Source organism: Pseudoalteromonas piscicida (assembly GCF_002208135.1).
GTDB classification, from domain to species: Bacteria; Pseudomonadota; Gammaproteobacteria; order Enterobacterales; family Alteromonadaceae; genus Pseudoalteromonas; species Pseudoalteromonas piscicida_A.
In genome coordinates, this window is sequence record NZ_CP021646.1 from 2,560,486 (window position 1) to 2,579,655 (window position 19,170).

The window sequence follows — 19,170 nt, forward strand, 5'->3', positions numbered from 1 at the left end:
TTTTTAGGGAGTAAAACAGGTCAATCCTGACCTGCTTTATTAAAATAATGTTCTTTAAAACCAACGTTAGCTGACAGCTGGTAGATACACATCAAATTCCATCGTTTCAAAAATAAGCCGAAAAGGAGCACCGATCCGCTCTAAGCCTCGATTGACTCGTTCTGCTGAGAGTAAATAATTACCACTAATATCGAACTCAAGAGCAAGAGTAAAAGTACCGTTTTCGACGTTTGCTATAAAACGTATATCTTCTACTGGCTGTGTGGCATTAACAACACGTTCAATCATAATCATAATTTCAATATCTGGTAACCCTGTAACACTTGCTGTAACTAGACACTTATCATTTTTCGCTACCCACCAAATATTACCTATTAGCCTGGCACTGGAAGAAGCAAGCGCTACATCCGATAAAATTATTTCTGCATGTTCAACTGGGGGCTCTTCCATCAATGTTTGTGGGTGGAATTGCTTATTCTCTGGATTATAAATATCCCCTAAACTGGCATTGCTGCATTGTATATAGTGTTCAACATCAACAGCTTCGTCGAACTGATAGCACCCAACAACTACATTGTCACTATCTACATGTGCGTAGTTATACATACTCAATAACCTCCCATGACACTGGCACATACCGATCCCAAATCGGCATTGACGAGCCCCCCATGTACATATCAACTCTATTCACTATCTTAAGTGTTGTACTATCCACGAGTTCACAATATATAGCGTCAGCCCAGCCACCAAACTCACTGCTAGAGTCACTCGTCCTCTTCGCCCCATAGTAAGCAGATGACAGCATGTTGACGACTGTCTTATTAGTATCAACTTCCGGCAGCGTTATTATTCCGCCATTTCTCTCACTCCCATTATACTTACCTCTAAATACTCGCTTCACTCCTCCACCAACTAAACTGCTCACAGGTGTAGCCATCACTGCATCTCCCAATTCTTTTCAGCATTTAATATAAAAGTTAAAGTTAGGTTTAGGTCGTATACAATCTGTGTATCTGTGACGACCTTTCCTTGCTTCGCCATCAAAATAACCTCACTCGATATACCATCTACTACTATTGTAGGCGTAGCCCCCAAACGCTTAGAAACAACAATCACGGCGTCTTCTGGCGTTTCTGCAACTGGTGGTAGAGTGAATGTACCACTCGTTTTTAGGTGTACATTGCTATGCGCGGGTATAACACCACTTACCAGCGGCTTTTTCCTTTCTCCGACTAGGTACTCATCAACGTTGCCTGAATGTATAGAGGTGAATATTGGCTTTTTAAAACCGCCTTCAGGCTCCGCCTCTTGCGATTCGTTTGTATGAAGTTTAATTGAATTGGAACTACAATCTGTGCCTGACATCAACGCTGAAGCGCCAGTAAATGTCCCAAATCTAGCCCAAACGGTAAACCATGTATTTTGTCCTGACACATCTTCACTGGTAACTTTCAAGTCGCCTATTAGGCTACTACCAGTATCGGAAACACAATGGTTGTACGCAACCACATTTAAGTTATTGGCTGACCCGTCATTTGCTTTTGTAACATATATCGTTGCACCACCGCTTTGGTCGTTAAAGCCCGCTCCATAACCTCTAGTTCCAGCGAGATTAATCAACCAACGATAAGAGTCGTTTGTGTTGCTGGCATAAAATGAAGCGACCTTATACCAGCGAACTACATTTGAAGTGCTTTTGACTACATTCCAATCTCTGACGTTCGTATTACCAGTATGAAGTACATATTGCCCACAGTACTTAAATTCCCTTGGACTGACGACAATACCTTTATTGCCATCCCATGGTGTCTCACCTAATCCTAGATAAGCATGCGCGCCGTCCTCTTTTCCGTTACTGGCATAGATACCTGCACTACCGACTCTCTGCTGTTTAGTGTCGGAATAAACATGGAGACCAACAGCGTTAGGGTTTGGAACAAGCGAGCCGCTAAATGAACTTCCTTGCTTACTGAAGACAGTATCTGGGAATGTCCCACCACCGATATCTGACGCTGTGGGTTTATAACCTTCGTGGTAAACAGCTTTACCGTTAATATCGAAGTTGCCAAAGTGATCGAATTGATAGTAAGCACCTGTTTTAGTGCTTTGAACTCTAAATTCATTTCCATTGTCACCTTCAGTACTACCAACATACTTGAGCTGCCAGCTGTACATCCCATTACCAATTTCATGCCAAGCATCAGCATCATCTACTAACCTAGAGGCAAGTGAAGTTAGAACACCAGCTTTCTCAAATTGTAGGGGCTTTGTTAGCTTGCCTGTCACCTCATCAAATGACGGCTTATGCCCTTCGTGGTAAACACGTTGGTTGTAACTTGAGCCAGCGTAAATTTCCCCTTTTACGTGCACGGGTTTGCCGAAGTGGAACTTTGGAGTACTAGTATAAAAATGACACCAATCTTGATTTTGGGAGCCAATTTCTAAATAGCCATGAGGTGTTACAACCTTCAGGGAATCATTATAACCTTTAGATAGCTTGGTTTTGTAATCCCCAAAACGAATTTCGCTACGAAAACAAACCCATGTCGACGTCCAATCCATCTGCATAGCCCAGTTATTTGGTATATTATCTGAACCAAGCAGCCCCATGCCTATGTAACTTAATCCATCCCCGGTGTAAGAGATGTGTAACGATGCAGCATTGCTCCTGCCACTTTCTCCAATTGATATTCCTGCTGCCTGCTCATCATTAACACTCCCTTCTGTGTTGCTTTTGAGTGTTAACCACGGATTGTTTTTGGTGATGGTGATATCACCAAAAAAGCTCCAGTTACCTTGAGCGTACACTCGCTGCCAATCTGTACCATAATTGATATAAAGGTTATCTGTGGCGCCAACGAGTGCTCTTTTTTCTCTTATTTTTAGGTCTTGAACACCATTGGTATCTACAAAAGACCTTTCGAACCTATCAAGCTTGGTGCTTTTAGGGTGATATTTAGCAGACAATAAAGTTCCGTTTTCTTCAAAAGAAGCAGCCTTAACATTAGCCCTAAACTCCCAGTTATTGTTTTCAACAAAATTTCTCGCTGTCCAGTGTTCAATGCCGTACGCTCTTCTAAAAAAAGTAAAGAAGTCTGCGCCAGCGCCAGTTGTGGCAGGCGAACCATCACCATTGTACTCTATACCACCGCCGTGTGATGGGCTTTGGCCTACATAGACTGTACCTGTTGATTGAGCACCTGCAACGGGTGAAAATACATTTAAGACAGCTCTGCCACCATCATCGGCTTGGATGTTTACTGTTGTGTTGGTGCCATTATCAAAGGTTGCGTTTCTGGTGGATAGTCCAGACTTCCTTAGCGACATCCATTCAGAATAACTAGTTCCTGAGCGGTGCCGCCACTTAAAGTATTCATTAGCGTTATCGGATGTTTCAAAGAATAGATAACTATCGGCGTCTGAGTCAGCGTCGTTCTTAAATCCAATTTTCGCACCATCGGTATTTTTCGACCAAATAATATCTTGGTCTGCAAGATTTATAGACTCACCCTTGGCAACAGCACCAATATCTGCAGGTGTTGGTTTGTTATATGTCGAGTAAGTATTCGCGAAAAATTCAAATGGATTAGCATTTCCCTCTGATTGGGTCGCTATCCAACATTTAAATGCAAATGAGTATGTGCCGATGTCATGGGGGTTTCTAAATGTAGGCACATTATCAATAATTTCTATTGACGGATGATTATACCTATTCGTGTTTCCATAAATCGTATTTGCACTCCATGTCGAACCATATTTTGCAAAACGGCCTACAAAGTTAGTGTTTGTCGACGTTCCATCCGTCAAACCAAATACCAGAATATCGCACGCGGTATCGGGCAAATCAGGAAAGGGTTTTGACTCGCCAGCGCCAAGTCTAAGCTCAAACGTACGGTCAAAGAAGTTCGCTGATTGGTGGCTAATTTGAGTACCTAGTCCATGCGGATTTATTGCATCTCCAACCCACTCTCTCGTCGCATAGGTCAGCGACGGATCTATTTTTTCGGCAACTGAATGATTGTTCTCTACATCAATCACCGCTTTTATTTTTAGCTCAGCGGCGGCATTTTCGTCACCTGAAGGCTTATAGGTTTCAGGGTGTTTAACTAATGCAAAGGGACGCCCGTCTGGCATATAAAACGCAGCTTCACGAACATAAAACCCACCAACCCCTACTGGCAAAACTCCAATTATTTCAGCTAGATTGCCCGTATCTAACAGCTTAACTGAATTTATGGCTCCTCGGTATTTTTCTTGCGTCAATGTTTCTTGTAATGGCGTGAGATGTCCGTCCCCAACCCCAAACTCGCTGATCTCAACCGTCTGGTCATTAGCTATGGCATCAAGAATTGCTTGCCTCCCAGCCGAAGTTAAGCGGGTCCAATAATGTGAATTAGTCATATGATCCTTACTGTTTAGATAACGGATAAACCGTGGTTGATGTTGCACTACAAGAAACAGTTCGAGTGGAAAGAGCAAGGTTACTCTGTAAATTCATTTGGAGCTGATAATCCACAGATTTTCGCTTTGCTCTGTCGATTAATTTTCTGGTTTCTCGGATCAGAGGTAAATCGATCCCCCTGTGAGAAATAAATACATCAACTTTAAATGTACCAGCGGGTGCCATAGGGGTTTGCTCAAACCACTCGGTGATTTCGGCGCCCATATCGAAGTGAGATAGCGATTGTATAATTGCATACCGTGTACCTAAGTACTTATGCTGCTCAAAGCTATCAGCAATCACTTTACGTTTTACCGATTCGTGCCAGTTTTCATCCCATTCTTTTACGCCTTGACTCCATGCCAACCAGGGAAGGAATGGCAAGGGACAGTGAAATGGACTCCATAGAGTGGAAAGCTTGCTGATTTCATCGCTCAATAATAAAAAGATTAAGCTATTCGCTTCTAGTATTGCGTGACTCAGCTTATTTGGTGGTTGGGTGTCTTCACTCTCACTCAAAGCGACACCTCAAAATCGATCTCAGTGGTACCATTGACACACCATGCAACTTCATTTTTTAATACTTCTATATTGCTTGTAGGAGAAATAAGATTTACTTCTTCTACTCCTACCTGATGCAACACGGCAAATAAAGCGGATTGCTTAACCGACTTACCCAGTGAACTTTGCTGCTGCAGAAATTGTCGCAGCTTCGTAATCACATTTAATCTAACTTGCTCGTGGCCGGGCCCGAGTTCAAGCTTGACTTTTGCTTTTATATTGAAAGGTTTAATTACTGCGGGAACAATTTCAACACGATCTCCAATTGGTCGAACCCTTTGTGCAAGCAAGACTTCAGACACACTGTCTTGATCTCCTGGTGTGAGGCCAAATGCAGCCGCAAGCGTATTTATTAATTCTGTTGACGGAGCACCATTTTCGGTTTCATTACTTAAAATGCTCAAAACCACATGGCAAGGAGATGGACTCGCAACGTGAATATCTTTAACTCTGCTATCTGCCGTCAGCGCATGATAGCGATAACTTTCTTCAGTTCCAGCCGTATTTAAACTATGAAAAGCCTGTTGAATACGGCTTCTAAACCGTTCATCTGACTCTTCTGGCAAACGACTTACACCATAACGTGTTGCAATATGGTCTAGGTCACTATTTGTTGCTGTCGCCAACAAGTTACCTTTGACGGTGTCATTTATTCGTCCTTTAAGCAGCATGCTGTGATATGCAGATGTATTGAGTACCTGTGTTAAAGGCTCTGATTCTAGTTCTAGCGTCTTACTAACATCTGGAACTAACTCGCTCAATTTACTTTTCAACTGTTCCAGAATTTGTTCATATTCCAGATTTTCTAATAGCTCTGGAGGTGTTAGCTTAGATAAATCGATCAACTGAGATGATGGCATTGCACCCTCCGGTACTAAACAGAAAATAAAAAAGCCCACAGCAAACACTTGCTTGTGGGCCTTGGAGATTGGAAACCTGTGCTTGTTAACTTTCTCAAGCATAGGTCTATCTTACTGATTTTTTGGGAGTAAAACAGGTCAATCCTGACCTGCTGTGAAATTATTAGAACGCAATCACAAACTGTAGTAATTCAGCTTGAGTAGTAAGGCTAAGCACCGCTGCTTCTAACTCACCGCTTTTTTCACGCACCACTTCTCTTTGCTGCAAAATGTCTAGTAGGTTTGCACGCTCTGTTGCTGCACTTTCTTCATTACCGTTCAACCGCTCACTCAACTCGCGCTCTTTTGCGCGCTCTACTCGCCACTGCTCCGATTGCAATTTGCTATAAGCAAGTTGCTTTATGCGCGTTATGACTTGCTGTTTTAAATACTCAACTTCAGAGTTTTCTTCAGTCTCTAACTGAGTCTCTGCAATAAACTGTGCTACCGACTCTTTATTCCATTGCTCACCCGTTTGCGGGTGTACCAACCAAAAGTTACCCGCAATAGACATCCCTTTATTATTGTCGTAATAAATATTCATTTTCACTCCTTAAATCGCGCGACAGGTTCTGGCAAGGCCATACTGGTTATATAGGTAGTGCTCATTAATAACACCGATATGTGAGTATGGATTCATCGCTTGAATGGCTGTTGCTATTACGCCCCCGTCACGGCCCCAATTATCTGCTTTTGAGCAAAAGTAATATGATCCTAAGAGCTCTCCATTGAAAGTCTCGATTGACACATTAACCTCGCCGTCTGAGCTACCGTATGCCGTGTTATAGGGTTCACTATTACTGGTAAAAATATAATTGATCGGCTGAAGCTTCTGCTCTTCGGTAAAGAGATAATGCGCATTAAATTTATCACCTGCCATTTTTACTTCACTACCGAGTAAACCAAAATAGCCATAGTAATTTTGCGCATAGTTCGACATCGCCGCTTCACTGTGGTTATAGCGATTTATTCCATGCGGCTGCGCTAAGGTATTTGCGATAAATACCATCGTTGTAAAGTCACCGCTATCCACATAATTCTGATATTCAGCTGCATTCGCAATGGCAATGTTAGTAATGTGATTGCCATCACGGTATTTTTCCACAACCAAGTTAGTACCCGAGTCGATAACCACTAAGCAATGCTTTTGGTTGTTATACAACGCAGCTACCTCGTTATGGTTGTAACTAGAGCGTGTTGGAATACCAAATTTATCTCGGGCATTGAGATCTTGCTTCGGCAGAGTACGTGATGTGAAGCCTTGGCCTAAAACAAAAATACCACCATATTCCGTTGCATTAGCCGACTGAGACTCTTGAGTGCTATAAACGATTTCAAAACTAATATTATTAGGTTGTGCTTTTAAACCCAGCGGCACAATGGCGCTAGAGCCATGTTGATACACCTTAGTCGCAGGGTTTTGCTCAAAGGCATTATTATGGACAAAGCTTGATTTTAGTACGGTGGATGACGTGCCATCTTGGCTAATTTTTAGATGATCTAACCGGCATGTGTCCGTTGCGGCATTTGCGGTATAACTTGGTCGAGTGAGATAGGAAGTCCCATCACTATTATAGATAGCCAAAACCGATGTGGAGCGGCGAAAATTAGCATGACTATTCGCCGTATCAATATTTTTTATCGCGAATAAGGTTTTTGGTGTTGCAGCAGTATTGTTCGCGACCACTTCATTAATTTGTTGCGTCAATGGACCTATTTGATCCAATAGCGCCAGTTTTGCCGCTCTGGTAACCAGCTCAGCGGTCGACGCGGTTAAATCAGCTTTAGCAGAATCAATATTGTTGATCGCTGAAGTTGCAACCTGTTGCAATAGCTGGGTTGAGTCATCCAAATGTTCCTGTGCAACGGCTACAACGGCTTGCTCAAGCTTGGCGTTATCTGTGAGCCGTGCAATTGCATTCGTGACTAAGGTTTGCTCCTCTGCACTCAGCGGAGTGCTGCCGTTCATATCAGCGACCAGTTTGTCGACCATTACCTGAACGGCTTGTTGAATTGTTGCCATAATTTCCTCTTATAAATCCTTTAAATTGGTAGCAGGGTTTCACCCAAAACTTGATTGAGCCGAAGCCGTCTGAAGCGCTTGTCGATATCTACTTGGGCTTGTTGATGTGCTAATTGCTGCTGGAGGATATCTGCATCAATTGCCTTAAGCGCATTGATCAATCGCTGTACGTCTTGTTCAAGTAGATTATCTGGGTGAGGGAGTGGATATTGCTGAAATGGAGTAAATTGGTTGATGTCCACAATTTCTCCTACAAGGTAAATGTGCGTAGGTTTCGTACTCTAGGGCGCTGTGCCGGAGTCCCCTTCAGTACCAGTTTCACCCGTGTTGTCGCAGTATCAACACCATTAAAGGTGTAATTAAACTGCTGCCAACCATCGCTCAGTACTGAACTGCTATCTAGCTCAAGCGGTAGCCAAACGTCCCCTTTTTGCATCAAGGGTTGTACTTCTGAGTGGCTTTGAATGTTCGCTTCAAAGCTCACCGTTAAATCACCGCCTAAACGACAGCGCAGCTCACGAGAAATATAGTCTCCGGTTTGTGCGACTTGCCCATGAACGCACTGGCTGCCCGCAAAAAGTACTGGCGTTAAGCTTTGTGTTCCCGTCAATACAGCAGCGACCTTAACCTTGCCAGTGATGGTTTCTCCAAGCGAACTTGGTTGCCACTCTTGAACGCTTAGCACTTTTTCTTTATTGCCAGTAGGATACGTGAGTTCAAAGGTAACTTGAGTATCTGCACTTGGGCGCTGGACTACAGCTAATAGCATTAAATCCGTTACTTGTTCAACCTCTACCTCGCCGAGTTCAATCCATCTACTTTGCTCTGTGAATTTGGCGGCCTTTAACCTAAATGTGAGATCTTTATCCTGATGTGGCGTCCAGGTGCTAGCGTTGCTTGATGATAACAACACCCCTACTTGATATGGCTGAGAGGTAACCCAGTTGTGCGCCTGATCAAGCTTACCCAGCTCAGCAATAGCAACACTGTGCTCGTCCCCATCAGTTAACACAACCAACGCATATTCCTGATCGGCATTTAAAAAGGTTGGAGTAAAGGTAAACAGTGTCGGTTGGTCATTTAGCTTTATCTCATCACTGTTTAATTTGCTACTTGCCAGCACGGTTTGTGTAGGAATACCTTGTACTACTTCACGAATTTGTACTTCTACCGCCTCCTGTCCTTTGGCGGTAAACCATAATTCAACACCGGCAATAAATCGCGATTGCTCCAAAATAAAGGTTTGTGCGAGTGGGTCAAAACGCTGAGTAATAATGCTATTTACGCGCCTCAATGTTTCCACTTCAATCACGCCACTACCTGTATAACTAGCGCTTCCTGCTGAACCTTGCTTACCAATAAATCGCACCAGTTTAGTTCCGGCGGGAACATTATTTGGCACTTTAAATCGACCAGCTAATTCACCGCGTGTATTTGCTTGGATCATGCTTGCACCTCTGAAATAATTTCAATGCCATCGAATAACAGTGAGTCCAGTTGCTCACCTGGATCAAACCCAGAAATAGCAAAGTTGACCCACCGAGTGCGCAAGAACTCGGCTTGCTGACGGCGCACACCAACTCGCTCAGTACTCGTTTGAGTAATAACGCGACGAACACGCCCTCCACCGCGAGTTAACCTGCGAGTAATAGGGCTTGTCCACTGAGTCTGGGTTTGTGTCCAATGATCAACACTTGGGGTTAACGTGACATCCGCAGGCAGTGGTTCAAATGCCATATACGGGTTAATTTTCATCTCCCCAGTACGGCTTTCTTGTACTAAGACATCTTCGAGTTCATACGATAATGTCTGGACTTGTGGTTGTGACAGCTGAGTTATTTCTGCGGCCATTGGCAGCATAAGTTCGCCATCCACAATAGCAGCGCTTTGTTCAAGTCCAATATCGCGCATATCGTCATCTAAAAACGGGTCAACAAATACACCGTATTTGCTAGCTGGTGACTGGGCATTGGTATCGTTACGTAGGCGTTCAATGGCCAACAATTGGTATAAATCTGAGATCTGCTGTTGCATCAACGCAAGATCTGTCATTTGTACCGCTTCAATCGCAATATTTTGGATATGCGGTGGCGCACTCCCCAGTGTTGCTGCACTTGGGCAAGCCCCAGATGTTGATGAGGCACTAAAGGCGCTTGCGGGTTGATTCTGTCCGGTGCACCTTTGATCCGCTCAACCTGGCCATTAGGGGTAAGCACGAGCAGGTCGATACGTGGCATAAACCAGTGATAATCGACGACCACAAGGCCATTTTCGAGCATTTCCTCAGCCTCGCTTAACTGTTGCTCGAGCCAAAATCCGGTTTCGTCGGCATCAACTTCAATAAGTCGGCGATAGGTATACACCACGTCATACGACGTGCCTGAAGCTGGCTTATTGCCACCATCGCGCCAGCTAATATGATTACGGGTAAAGATAAAGTCGATACCCTGCTGATATTCAATACCACCTTGCGAGATCTGCAAAATTTCAATCACAGAGTCATCATCAAAGGGATCGGTGTTTTGGCCGGTTTGCGCGTGGCCTCGAGTCAGAGAGGTTCGCTTTTTCACCTCTACGGTCACCTGATCAATGCGCTGCACCGGAGCAAAGTCTAAATCGACTCGCATAGCGCCTTGGGCATTGGCACTAAATCGGCTCGGCTCATTGATCACCTCACGCACATCGGGGTCGTTTGGCAGCGTAACAGGCAGTGCGGTGTTAAACGCTATTTCATAGCCATTGATATGCGCTTTTCCCTCTTGCACATTAAAGTGCTGGTGGCTTGCCGTGCTCTCTCGATAGCTGACATTGAGCCCGCTCACCACATAACTCCCGCCATTTGACTCTCGGTCATAACGCGCAAGCGCGCTGGTAATTGAGTCTAGTTGTGGCGGCGGCTGTTTAACGATAAGCGTGCCATGATCGATTTGGTAAACGGGAAAAAAGTCGCTATTGGGATAGTCAAGGCTGTCGCTCAATCCCCAACGGCCCGAGATTTTCAGTCGCGCGGCACCCGCTTCGTCAAAATTGTGTGCACCAATGGCTGGATCTCTAAGTGTTGAATCTTCAAGCTCTGTCACCACTTCCTTTGCTAACCACACCCCGACAATTTCGAGTTTATTTAGCGCAATCGCTAACTGTTTGGTGCCGACATCATGTACCGCACCTTGCAGATATACTGAGGATGCGCCAATGGTTGCAACGGCATGAGCTTGGTCAATAACCACCTCGCCCCCTTAACCACATCCCCATCTTTCATCAATACATCAGCGATGCCTTTGACATGGTGCTGAGACTGCAGTTGCAGGTCGTTAAGTTCACGACTTTGCAACCCTTTACTCGCTCGAAACAATAGCTGACTGTAACGCTTTGCAGGATCAAACTGCTGGTAATAATCTTTTATCATTGCTTTCTTCTTAAAAACTGATCACAAACTCAAACGTTTCGCGTACCCCTTGGTCACGAAATAGCGCCGTGCGATGTTCAAGCAAAATAAGCTCACCAGCCTCTGCAACCTCGTCTGGTAAGAGGTAATATTTTCCCGCTGGAATGCCCGTTTTTGGTGTCGTGCCAAGCATTAAACCTAGCTCTCGAATATGCTCACCTAAGCCATCTTCAAAGTCGTAGGTGAATTGGCAATATAGATGTTGGCTGGCGGTATCGCTTAAGCGGAACTTTCCGGTTGGTACTTGAATTTCGCCCTGTTCATCTGGCTCGCAAAAGCGAATTTGCTTTGCCTTGCGATAACCAATGAGATTGGTGAGTTGTGTGGTATTGGTAGGGGTTGGCGGCAAAGTATTATCCCAACTTGATTCGCCGTTTCCCCATGCCAAATAAATAGCCTGCTGCTGCATTAGCCGTGCAAGCGCCTTTCGGCCTTGAAGTGTTAAAGTGGCCAAGGACTGCTCCTTAAAGAAATAAAACCGAGCCAAAGATTAAGCTCGGTGAAAAAGTAGAGGTTTAGTAAGATTCAATCCAGAGGTCGGATTGTTGCTCTGCGGCAAGTAAACAAGCTTGGGTAAGTTGTGCTTTAGTGACTTCGGCCACGGCGTTATTGGCAAGCACCCAGCGCTGCGTGTCACTGTCTGTCATCAGCAGTATGGCTCGAACCATACGTTGCTGACTTTGTTCATCACCATCAAACACCAGACCATCAACTTCAACGGCGATTGACGCCACATTCGCTGCGCGCTGACTTTTAAAGCGTTCACGTTTAGTTTCTGCAATTTGTTGTTCAGTATGTGAAATGGTCGCAGGATGGTGATAAGCCACTCGCGCTTCGTCGTCGTACTCTATGCGCGAGTTAACAGTTTCAGTGGTTAATGCTAAATCCACCTCCACATGCTCAACACGATAGCAAGCTCTTCTCGCTTGCAAGTCCAGCATAGGCTCCATTGGTAGTGGCGGCACAGGCATTAGTTCATCTGGATTAGCGGCATTGTGCGCTTGCGCCTCTGCTATCTGTGCTTGCACTTCAGTCGTTTCAGTCTGCCACGCGGCATGCGCTTCACGATATGCCGCTTCTTCTTGCTCAATGGCAAGTTGTAGCACCTCATCAACTTGTTCTTGAGGGTGACGCAGCATGATTTTTGTTTGCACATCTGCATAGCTCACCGCAGCGGCCTCTGCTGCATCAGCTGTGAGGTTCTCAGCCTCAGTATTCATCGCACTCTCCTTATCCATTATGTGCAATTCCTATTGGGAATAGGGTGTGATGGCAGAACACTTTGACGGTATTGCCGTTAAGATCGGTTTTGGTGTTTTCGCCGCTGATGATAGGGATGGTTTGATCGTCGCCCCAAGAGCCTTTTGCACTTGATGCAATACCGATTACGTTGCCAGTTGTGAAGCTGACAATTTCTCCTTCGCTGTTTAAGTAACATTTCTCTTCCATTATGCAAGTTACGTCTATAAGCAATTGCACCACTAGTCCTTTGAATGCACCAACCACAAAATGATATAGCTTGCCTTTACTGTAAGCCTGTAAAATGCTCGAGTTAACTGGTAGCACCTCTTTATATTGGTATTTAAGTTCAGCACCATTAAGCTGGAAGTACATCAATCCATTTTTCTCAACTATCGAGTATATTGCTTTAACAGCCTCGGTATTCGGTGACAAATCAGTAATCGGAGTATGTTTGGGTTGGTGCTCCACTCGAGTACTGATATAAATATCACCAATATTTTTGTACTCCAGTTTGTAATAACCTCTTGGGTTATCCCTGTCCGCTCCCCCACTTTTATCTATCAAGCTTTCTTTTAACCGATTACCTAAAGATGGCTGAGAGTAGTTACCACTCCAAACATCTGATGACATATTTAACAGCTTTGAAAGTGATGCTGCTTCTGTGAACTTAGCTTTTGCCTCGTAACACCATAGTTCAACGTTTCCAGCAGAAGGAGCTACATTGCGAATATTTGCATAAGGATGAATTGTTGAACTCGTTTGGATCCATGTACTGCCGTTATCTTCAGTGACATAGAGAGTTGGCGACGTTGACACTGCTTTTTTATTCAATTGATAGCTTTTACCTGTGCCATCTGGGATTGTGGGAATCCACTGCCCTACAACACCGTCAGGGAAGGTAGCCGCGATGTTTTCAGGGCTTCCGATGATATCTACCCACGGGAGTGAGTCGAATTCAGCATCGATTTCATCTGCTTTAATCACATATACATCAATATCCGTTCCTATCGGAAAAAACTCATCAACCTGCTGTCTAATTGACTCTCGTACTGAAGTAAGTATTTTCCCGTTAATATCACCCTCAATCCAAGGCAAGAAATAATGCTGATTTTCTCCATAAGAAAAGTGCACAATACTTGCTGACAAAAACGACTGACCATTACTGCCGACATAGTATACCCAATCACCGCTAGGCTTATCTGCACCTGTTTTATAACCATTGAAACTGCCACCACTATTGCCGAACGTTGAGTTGGAAACTTCAAAAGACAAACGCCATTGTGAAGGGTTAAAACTGCCGTGAGTCTCATAAGCCGTGTCACTTCGCTTTGTAAAAGAGCCGGCCTTTTTAATGTGAGTAAAAGGTACTTTGCTCTTTCCGCGTAATGTCCCAGCAACCGCTTTACGCATGGTTTCTTCACGTAGCTCGTTAACATCTAGCTTTTTCGCACTTAGGCGCAAATCTTCAACCTGTCCTGCGTAGATGGCGTCATGATATTTGTATTGGTCCGGCCGTCCGCTATAAGCAACACTAATGCTACCCCAATCGATTCCACCTGCAGGTATTCTCGCGATATCGGAATCAAAACACTGCTGTGTGGATACTGGTTTTTGCTTTAAAGCTGGACTATTCCATGTCACAGCATGACCTTGACTATCAGGCATATCACTACGTGAAAAACCTGCCGTTCCCAGTGGGTTGTAACTCGGATGATAGGCACCTTGGTTGAGACGCTGTACCAAAGCAATTGGTAAAGCATAACATTTGTTATTTGACGATACGCCAGACACTGGTGAACCATCGTACTGACAAGCCACGAACGCGCCTAGACCTGCTTCAGAATTTGATAGTACTGTAAATGGTGTTTTATACATCCCCCTATTACCTGCAGGGTGAGCACCTAAATCAAGTAATTCAGTACTTGCTCCTTGGGGCTTAACTACACTTGTTTGGTTGCCAGAACTGTAGCCTAAAAATTGATTGACGACTGTAACGCCGTCGGCTTGAACTCGATACCAATTATCCCCAACCCCCTCGACAACCCTAATTCGATATCTAACCTGAATATACGCTTTGGCTTCTGGGTCGTAGTAAATATTATGCTCGGGCTCTCCAAGGAAAGTAGCCTTTTGCGCCTCTGTTAGCGATGACCACTTAATACCATGCCCCTTTGTACCAGTGTCCCATTCACCGAATGCAGAGTACCCCTGAGTAACGAGGTTATTGCGAAGCGCAATGCCTTTATAATTATTTGCGCCATATTGCACATTGCCTAGCGGATACACGACGTCTTTATCAGCAATTTTCTCATGCCAAGATTCCAGAAATACTAAGTCTTTACGAGAGGTGATCACCTTATTAGTATCGGTTTCTGCAGCAAATGCGGCTTCGGCATTACTATGCTGGGTGACGGTGCCAGAAGCTGAATCATAGGTTTTAGTGCCGTCGGGTGCAGGAGGGAACAGAACTCTTTTCCACTCGTCACCATTTGTAACCGCTGTACCATCTCCTCTTAAACCTGCGCCATCCGATAGTTCAAAGGTTATTCCATCTATGACAACTATTGGCAAATAAGATTTTGAGCTTCCAGTCGAAGATTTGTGTTTACTACCCAGCTTTAAAAAGTTTAGATATTGCTGTCCGTAGAGTAGATCCATCCCCTCGTTCACTGTTTCAGCATTTACACCAGAATCATAATGCTTCCCCCACTCAACAAACCCTGAACCCGCATATTGCTGTTTACGCATGTCGCGTAGTGCATCAAACTGGGCTTTGGTCATTACATGGGGGTGTGGATTCACGCTTTGTGCATCTGCAACAAGTGATTTCAAGGTTGGCAGTGTATGGCTGTTGCCGTTTAGATCTTTGAGGTTGACGCTGCCAGACTGAGTTTGCCAATCATTCAGTGCTTGGTTGTTCTGATTAACCGTTTGATAGGTATGAGCAATATCTTGCTTAACCTGATCAATTTCCTGTAAGCCTTCGGTGATATTATTGGCAAGTTGAACACTTGCTTCGGTTTGCTCAGTTGCAGCCTGTTGCAACTGAGCAAGTTGTGATTCTATGGTCATGTATTATCCTATGTTTGCTTTGCGCAGGCGCATCGCCAGTTGCATGGTTTGGTTGGCTTGCTGAATCAGACTTTTACCTTGTCTAAGATGTGCATACACAGAGGTAGCCAGCTCTTTTGCCATAAAAATATTGGTGTTAAGCACGCCAGTTTCAAAACTAACTTGCTGTGCAGGCAGCGCTGCGAGGTTAAGCGAAATGACCTCTAACCAGGCTACGTCTTTGCTTTTATGATTCAGCACTTCGCCCCCTGCGCTATATACCGCGACTAAGGTGCTGCCAGACCAAATTCCTAATTCTTTAACTGGGTAATCGGCTTCCCCTTCAAACACTGCGCTAAAACGCACTTGTGTTGCAGTGAGTTGCTCCGCCTGTAAAATCGGGACCTTTTGGCGCTCTTGTCGTAACTGGGTTTGCAAGTGAGACGCGATATAACCTGCGCTTCCTGCGGACAAATGTGTCAACGTAAAAGCTTGTCCTTGCTCTAGCGCCTGCGTCAATTTGGCAAGCCCCGACGTCGTCCATACAACAGAGGCAAATTGTGATGATTGCATTGAGAGTTCCATTTATTTGGGGAGTATTATTCAGGGAGCACCACTTGAAAACGACTACAGTGAACGTTAAGCCGTCCAGTAGTGGCGAGCGCAGCTGAGAGCGGCATCATTTGACGATGTTGCCAATGGACAGTCGTTGCATGAAGCGGATCACCGATAAAGGCGTCGGCTTTATTCCAGCTCTGTTGCCACTCCCCTAGCCATGTTCTTGTCGACCACACCCGATGCTGCGAAATCAGCCTAATTCGGGCTGAACTCACAGGCAGTTGTGAAGGCTCTTTGTCACTGAGCTTATATTCACTCAAGCGTTTTGTGGTGAGGTAATGACTGCGCTGACTATGTGTTCTACTGAGGTGTACGGAGGCATTCGCCATATCATGACTCACACCTTGCTGGTGGCTGCGGCCAAAGCTGACTTTGCACAGCGTGTTATCGCCATCATGAAATGGCACGCCAGAAACATCGGATAGAAGCGCTCCAAAACCACTTTGAGACAACTTCAGTTCACGCACATCATAACCATGATAAATACGTGAAAGTTTGGCTCTTACTGGGGCAGATAGTCCAAGCAGCTGGTGTATATCTTTAAGCGCCTTATTCCCTGGAATTTTGCCAGATGCCAATTGATAGCGATAAAAGTGGCGTCCGGGTTTATCAACCTCAAGCTCAGCCTCGTCAAAATTGAGCCAGTTGAGCGCGATGTCTACACTTTTTGGCGTACCGCGAAGTCGCTGCCAAACCAGACCTTCCTTGATGGTTTCGCGAAGGTCTTGGCTGTAGGGCAAAATAGCTTCTAAGCCATACTCCCAAACGAGCCACATCAGCAAGTTGTCATGCGGCTCGGCCTTAAACCCAGATAACCTTGAGATACTCGAATGAGTATCGTCACTCACGGCAACACTTTGCTGTAATCGCCGTTGCAGCAAAGTGTGATTAGGAGGTAATAACGTCATCTTAGCCTCGCTTTAATGTCAGCGAGATTGACTTGGGCATAACGTACTGATGAGCCGCCACATCAATTAACTGTGTTGGCGCGAGCAGCTCGATATGCTTAATTCCCGTACTATGTAATTGCGCATGTAGCCAGCTTGGCGTTAAGTCCCAACCAAGTGTCGTGACCTTGAGCCAGTTGTCTTGCAACGTTTGCTCCAGCTTATTAATAATAAGTTCAGAAGCATGAGTATTGAGATAAAGCTCAGCTTCAACATCTACCCAAATGGGCTGTGCAAGCTCGACCTCTAGCGTGTCCGTTAGCATTTTCACCGAGCCATCAAATAGCCTCTCTTTCACTTGTGCTAAAACCTGTTCTGCATCAGTGTCAAACTTTGCAAGTACCGTTACCACCACCAGCCCATCCCCAGGGCTTTGCACCGACACATCCTTGATTAATCCCGGTGCCGCTTCAATGGCTTGATGACGATAATGCGCCGCACTACCTGCCGTACTAGACGCGATGGTGCTGTTGCGAATACGCATTCGTAAGGTTTCGTCATGCTCATCGGGCAACCGAGCCACCCCATAAAAAGCACCAAGATGCTCAAGATCAGCGCCTTGGCTGGTGGCTAACAAATTAGCCGCCGCGGCTTCATTGACGCGCTGTCGTAATAGCAGCTCGCGATAACTTTCGACTTGCAAACAAATCGTAAGCGGCGAGCTTTCGAGCGCTAACGCGTCGGCATATTCAGGTGCAAGTTCGATAAAGCGTTGTTTACGTGCTTGGAATAAGCTTTCGAAATCAAGTGGTTCAAGGATATTTGGCGCTGGCAAAGTGGAAAGATCGATTGATTGATTTGCCATAGAGTGCCTTATTCTGGATCTGGACGCGGATACCTTAATTTAATCTCGGTGTCCTTTTCTTTAACTTCTAACCTAGCGGCTTCGATTTCCTCTGCGGTGTAACGCGCAGCAATTTTACGTTGTAGCTCTAAAACGAGAGGATCCAACTCTATTCGCCTCACTGAGCTTATTTCATCCTCCCAAATCACTACTTCAATCGGTTTGATTCCTGACTTTGTTACTATATTCACTGACATTCAATTTCTCCTTAAACGGTATCTCTTGCTGGATCGCCACCATTTGCCGTATTTGTATCTCTCCATGCATCATGGGCAGTTACATCATGCCAAGCAGCACCACGGCGTATAAGCTCACTTTTTGGGTTGTACAGATTGCCGAGCACTCTGTCTTCAGGCCAGACTCCAGCAACAATACTCGGTAATGCTAAATAAAGTTCACCACCAGCTTCATGCATGTAAACATCAACATGAACATACGGGCCAGGGTTTGCAGATGGCCTCCACGCTCTACGAACTTGTTTCCATTCTAAATTAGTATCCATTCCCCAATTAAAGCCTTTACCTTTAGCCCATAGGATTAAGGACGCACCTTGCATATGCTTAATATGCTGATTTGGAATATGAAATACCCATTTACTTGGAATTGGCATATTCTCTTTATGCTTGATATGAAGAATCTTAAAACTGCTGGAAAAATGTAATGTGTTAGCACCAATATTCATTGCTGTAAGTAGCTCTTTGGCAACATCTGAACGACCGTCAACATCTCCACTCCTCACTGGGATCATTTCTATATCGAAATACTCAGTGATTGGATTATTACTATGAGTTCCAATTCCGACTGGCAATTCAATTTCACCATTTGCTGTTGTATAGGTATCTAAAAAGTCATGATTATAATTAAGGGCTGTAAACCCTAGCTCCTCTCTCGCGCCCGAAAGATAACTGTTAACTCTTTGCTCAAGCTCTTGCTTTTTAGATTCTACTTGTGCCTGCGCATCACTTAGCGCATGATTAATCTCCCCCATTTTGCCGATCACGGTTTGGGTTAGGGCATTATTCGAATCGATTAATTTGCCGTTCTCGGCTTGCAGTGCGGCGATGCGCTGCTCTAATGTCATTGGCTGATAATCCGCCAT

16 protein-coding genes and 2 pseudogenes are annotated in these 19,170 nt (G+C 44.8%); all 18 read right to left on the reverse strand.

The genetic code is table 11. From position 1 onward, the window contains the following. Positions 1-66: 66 nt before the first annotated feature. The 18 genes and pseudogenes from B1L02_RS11855 to B1L02_RS11945 all read right to left on the reverse strand — a co-directional run bounded on the left by B1L02_RS11855 (position 67) and on the right by B1L02_RS11945 (position 19,170). Positions 67-606: a hypothetical protein gene (locus B1L02_RS11855; protein ID WP_088531182.1), complete on the reverse strand. Its 540-nt coding sequence runs from the start codon at positions 604-606 to the stop codon at positions 67-69. 3,375 nt (positions 607-3,981) lie between these two features. Beyond that, positions 3,982-4,401 (reverse strand): annotated as a pseudogene (locus B1L02_RS25180) (phage tail protein); the annotation flags it as partial. 7 nt (positions 4,402-4,408) lie between these two features. Beyond that, entirely contained in the window at positions 4,409-4,960 is a 552-nt protein-coding gene (locus B1L02_RS11875; protein ID WP_088531184.1) for a phage tail protein I, read from the reverse strand. Continuing rightward, positions 4,957-5,862 (reverse strand): baseplate assembly protein, encoded by a 906-nt coding sequence (locus B1L02_RS11880; protein WP_088532276.1) that lies wholly within the window; start codon positions 5,860-5,862, stop codon positions 4,957-4,959. The genes B1L02_RS11875 and B1L02_RS11880 overlap by 4 nt, the downstream gene beginning before the upstream one ends. 163 nt (positions 5,863-6,025) lie before the next feature. Continuing rightward, the gene (locus B1L02_RS11885; RefSeq protein WP_088531185.1) at positions 6,026-6,445 is read right to left on the reverse strand and encodes a hypothetical protein; all 420 of its coding nucleotides are present in this window, start codon (positions 6,443-6,445) and stop codon (positions 6,026-6,028) included. 9 nt (positions 6,446-6,454) lie between these two features. Further along, a complete protein-coding gene (locus tag B1L02_RS11890; RefSeq protein ID WP_088531186.1) occupies positions 6,455-7,924 on the reverse strand; it encodes a hypothetical protein in 1,470 nt (489 codons plus the stop codon). 20 nt (positions 7,925-7,944) lie between these two features. Further along, positions 7,945-8,166, reverse strand: coding sequence for a hypothetical protein (locus B1L02_RS11895; protein WP_088531187.1), 222 nt, complete (start codon positions 8,164-8,166; stop codon positions 7,945-7,947). An 8-nt stretch (positions 8,167-8,174) separates the two neighbouring features. Then, the gene (locus B1L02_RS11900) at positions 8,175-9,371 is read right to left on the reverse strand and encodes a hypothetical protein (protein WP_088531188.1); all 1,197 of its coding nucleotides are present in this window, start codon (positions 9,369-9,371) and stop codon (positions 8,175-8,177) included. Continuing rightward, a complete protein-coding gene (locus B1L02_RS24510) occupies positions 9,368-9,976 on the reverse strand; it encodes a DUF4815 domain-containing protein (protein ID WP_232003079.1) in 609 nt (202 codons plus the stop codon). The genes B1L02_RS11900 and B1L02_RS24510 overlap by 4 nt, the downstream gene beginning before the upstream one ends. Continuing rightward, positions 9,973-11,330 (reverse strand): annotated as a pseudogene (locus tag B1L02_RS24515) (DUF4815 domain-containing protein). Before B1L02_RS24515 ends, B1L02_RS24510 begins: the two are co-directional and overlap by 4 nt. A gap of 10 nt (positions 11,331-11,340) precedes the next feature. After that, positions 11,341-11,823, reverse strand: coding sequence for a hypothetical protein (locus tag B1L02_RS11910; RefSeq protein WP_017218928.1), 483 nt, complete (start codon positions 11,821-11,823; stop codon positions 11,341-11,343). A gap of 61 nt (positions 11,824-11,884) precedes the next feature. After that, entirely contained in the window at positions 11,885-12,589 is a 705-nt protein-coding gene (locus B1L02_RS11915) for a hypothetical protein (RefSeq protein ID WP_223192022.1), read from the reverse strand. A 10-nt stretch (positions 12,590-12,599) separates the two neighbouring features. Beyond that, positions 12,600-15,683, reverse strand: coding sequence for a hypothetical protein (locus B1L02_RS11920; RefSeq protein ID WP_088531190.1), 3,084 nt, complete (start codon positions 15,681-15,683; stop codon positions 12,600-12,602). A 3-nt stretch (positions 15,684-15,686) separates the two neighbouring features. Further along, positions 15,687-16,235: a hypothetical protein gene (locus B1L02_RS11925; RefSeq protein ID WP_088531191.1), complete on the reverse strand. Its 549-nt coding sequence runs from the start codon at positions 16,233-16,235 to the stop codon at positions 15,687-15,689. A 26-nt stretch (positions 16,236-16,261) separates the two neighbouring features. After that, positions 16,262-17,188 carry a phage tail protein gene (locus tag B1L02_RS11930; RefSeq protein WP_088531192.1) on the reverse strand — a complete coding sequence of 309 codons (927 nt, stop codon included), beginning with the start codon at positions 17,186-17,188 and terminating at the stop codon, positions 16,262-16,264. A 1-nt stretch (position 17,189) separates the two neighbouring features. After that, the gene (locus B1L02_RS11935; protein WP_088531193.1) at positions 17,190-18,032 is read right to left on the reverse strand and encodes a baseplate assembly protein; all 843 of its coding nucleotides are present in this window, start codon (positions 18,030-18,032) and stop codon (positions 17,190-17,192) included. An 8-nt stretch (positions 18,033-18,040) separates the two neighbouring features. Then, complete coding sequence (locus B1L02_RS11940; RefSeq protein ID WP_088531194.1) at positions 18,041-18,268, reverse strand: hypothetical protein; 228 nt, start codon at positions 18,266-18,268, stop codon at positions 18,041-18,043. An 11-nt stretch (positions 18,269-18,279) separates the two neighbouring features. Next, a complete protein-coding gene (locus tag B1L02_RS11945; protein ID WP_088531195.1) occupies positions 18,280-19,170 on the reverse strand; it encodes a hypothetical protein in 891 nt (296 codons plus the stop codon).

What these genes read in the sequence shown, in the direction of transcription:
- B1L02_RS11855 (WP_088531182.1), bottom strand. Translation starts at nt 606, where the DNA reads ATGTATAACTACGCACATGTAGATAGTGACAATGTAGTTGTTGGGTGC.
- B1L02_RS11925 (WP_088531191.1), bottom strand. Translation starts at nt 16,235, where the DNA reads ATGCAATCATCACAATTTGCCTCTGTTGTATGGACGACGTCGGGGCTT.
- B1L02_RS11940 (WP_088531194.1), bottom strand. Translation starts at nt 18,268, where the DNA reads ATGTCAGTGAATATAGTAACAAAGTCAGGAATCAAACCGATTGAAGTA.
- B1L02_RS11915 (WP_223192022.1), bottom strand. Translation starts at nt 12,589, where the DNA reads ATGAATACTGAGGCTGAGAACCTCACAGCTGATGCAGCAGAGGCCGCT.
- B1L02_RS11880 (WP_088532276.1), bottom strand. Translation starts at nt 5,862, where the DNA reads ATGCCATCATCTCAGTTGATCGATTTATCTAAGCTAACACCTCCAGAG.
- B1L02_RS11890 (WP_088531186.1), bottom strand. Translation starts at nt 7,924, where the DNA reads ATGGCAACAATTCAACAAGCCGTTCAGGTAATGGTCGACAAACTGGTC.
- B1L02_RS11935 (WP_088531193.1), bottom strand. Translation starts at nt 18,032, where the DNA reads ATGGCAAATCAATCAATCGATCTTTCCACTTTGCCAGCGCCAAATATC.
- B1L02_RS11920 (WP_088531190.1), bottom strand. Translation starts at nt 15,683, where the DNA reads ATGACCATAGAATCACAACTTGCTCAGTTGCAACAGGCTGCAACTGAG.
- B1L02_RS11930 (WP_088531192.1), bottom strand. Translation starts at nt 17,188, where the DNA reads ATGACGTTATTACCTCCTAATCACACTTTGCTGCAACGGCGATTACAG.
- B1L02_RS24510 (WP_232003079.1), bottom strand. Translation starts at nt 9,976, where the DNA reads ATGACAGATCTTGCGTTGATGCAACAGCAGATCTCAGATTTATACCAA.
- B1L02_RS11900 (WP_088531188.1), bottom strand. Translation starts at nt 9,371, where the DNA reads ATGATCCAAGCAAATACACGCGGTGAATTAGCTGGTCGATTTAAAGTG.
- B1L02_RS11945 (WP_088531195.1), bottom strand. Translation starts at nt 19,170, where the DNA reads ATGGCGGATTATCAGCCAATGACATTAGAGCAGCGCATCGCCGCACTG.
- B1L02_RS11885 (WP_088531185.1), bottom strand. Translation starts at nt 6,445, where the DNA reads ATGAATATTTATTACGACAATAATAAAGGGATGTCTATTGCGGGTAAC.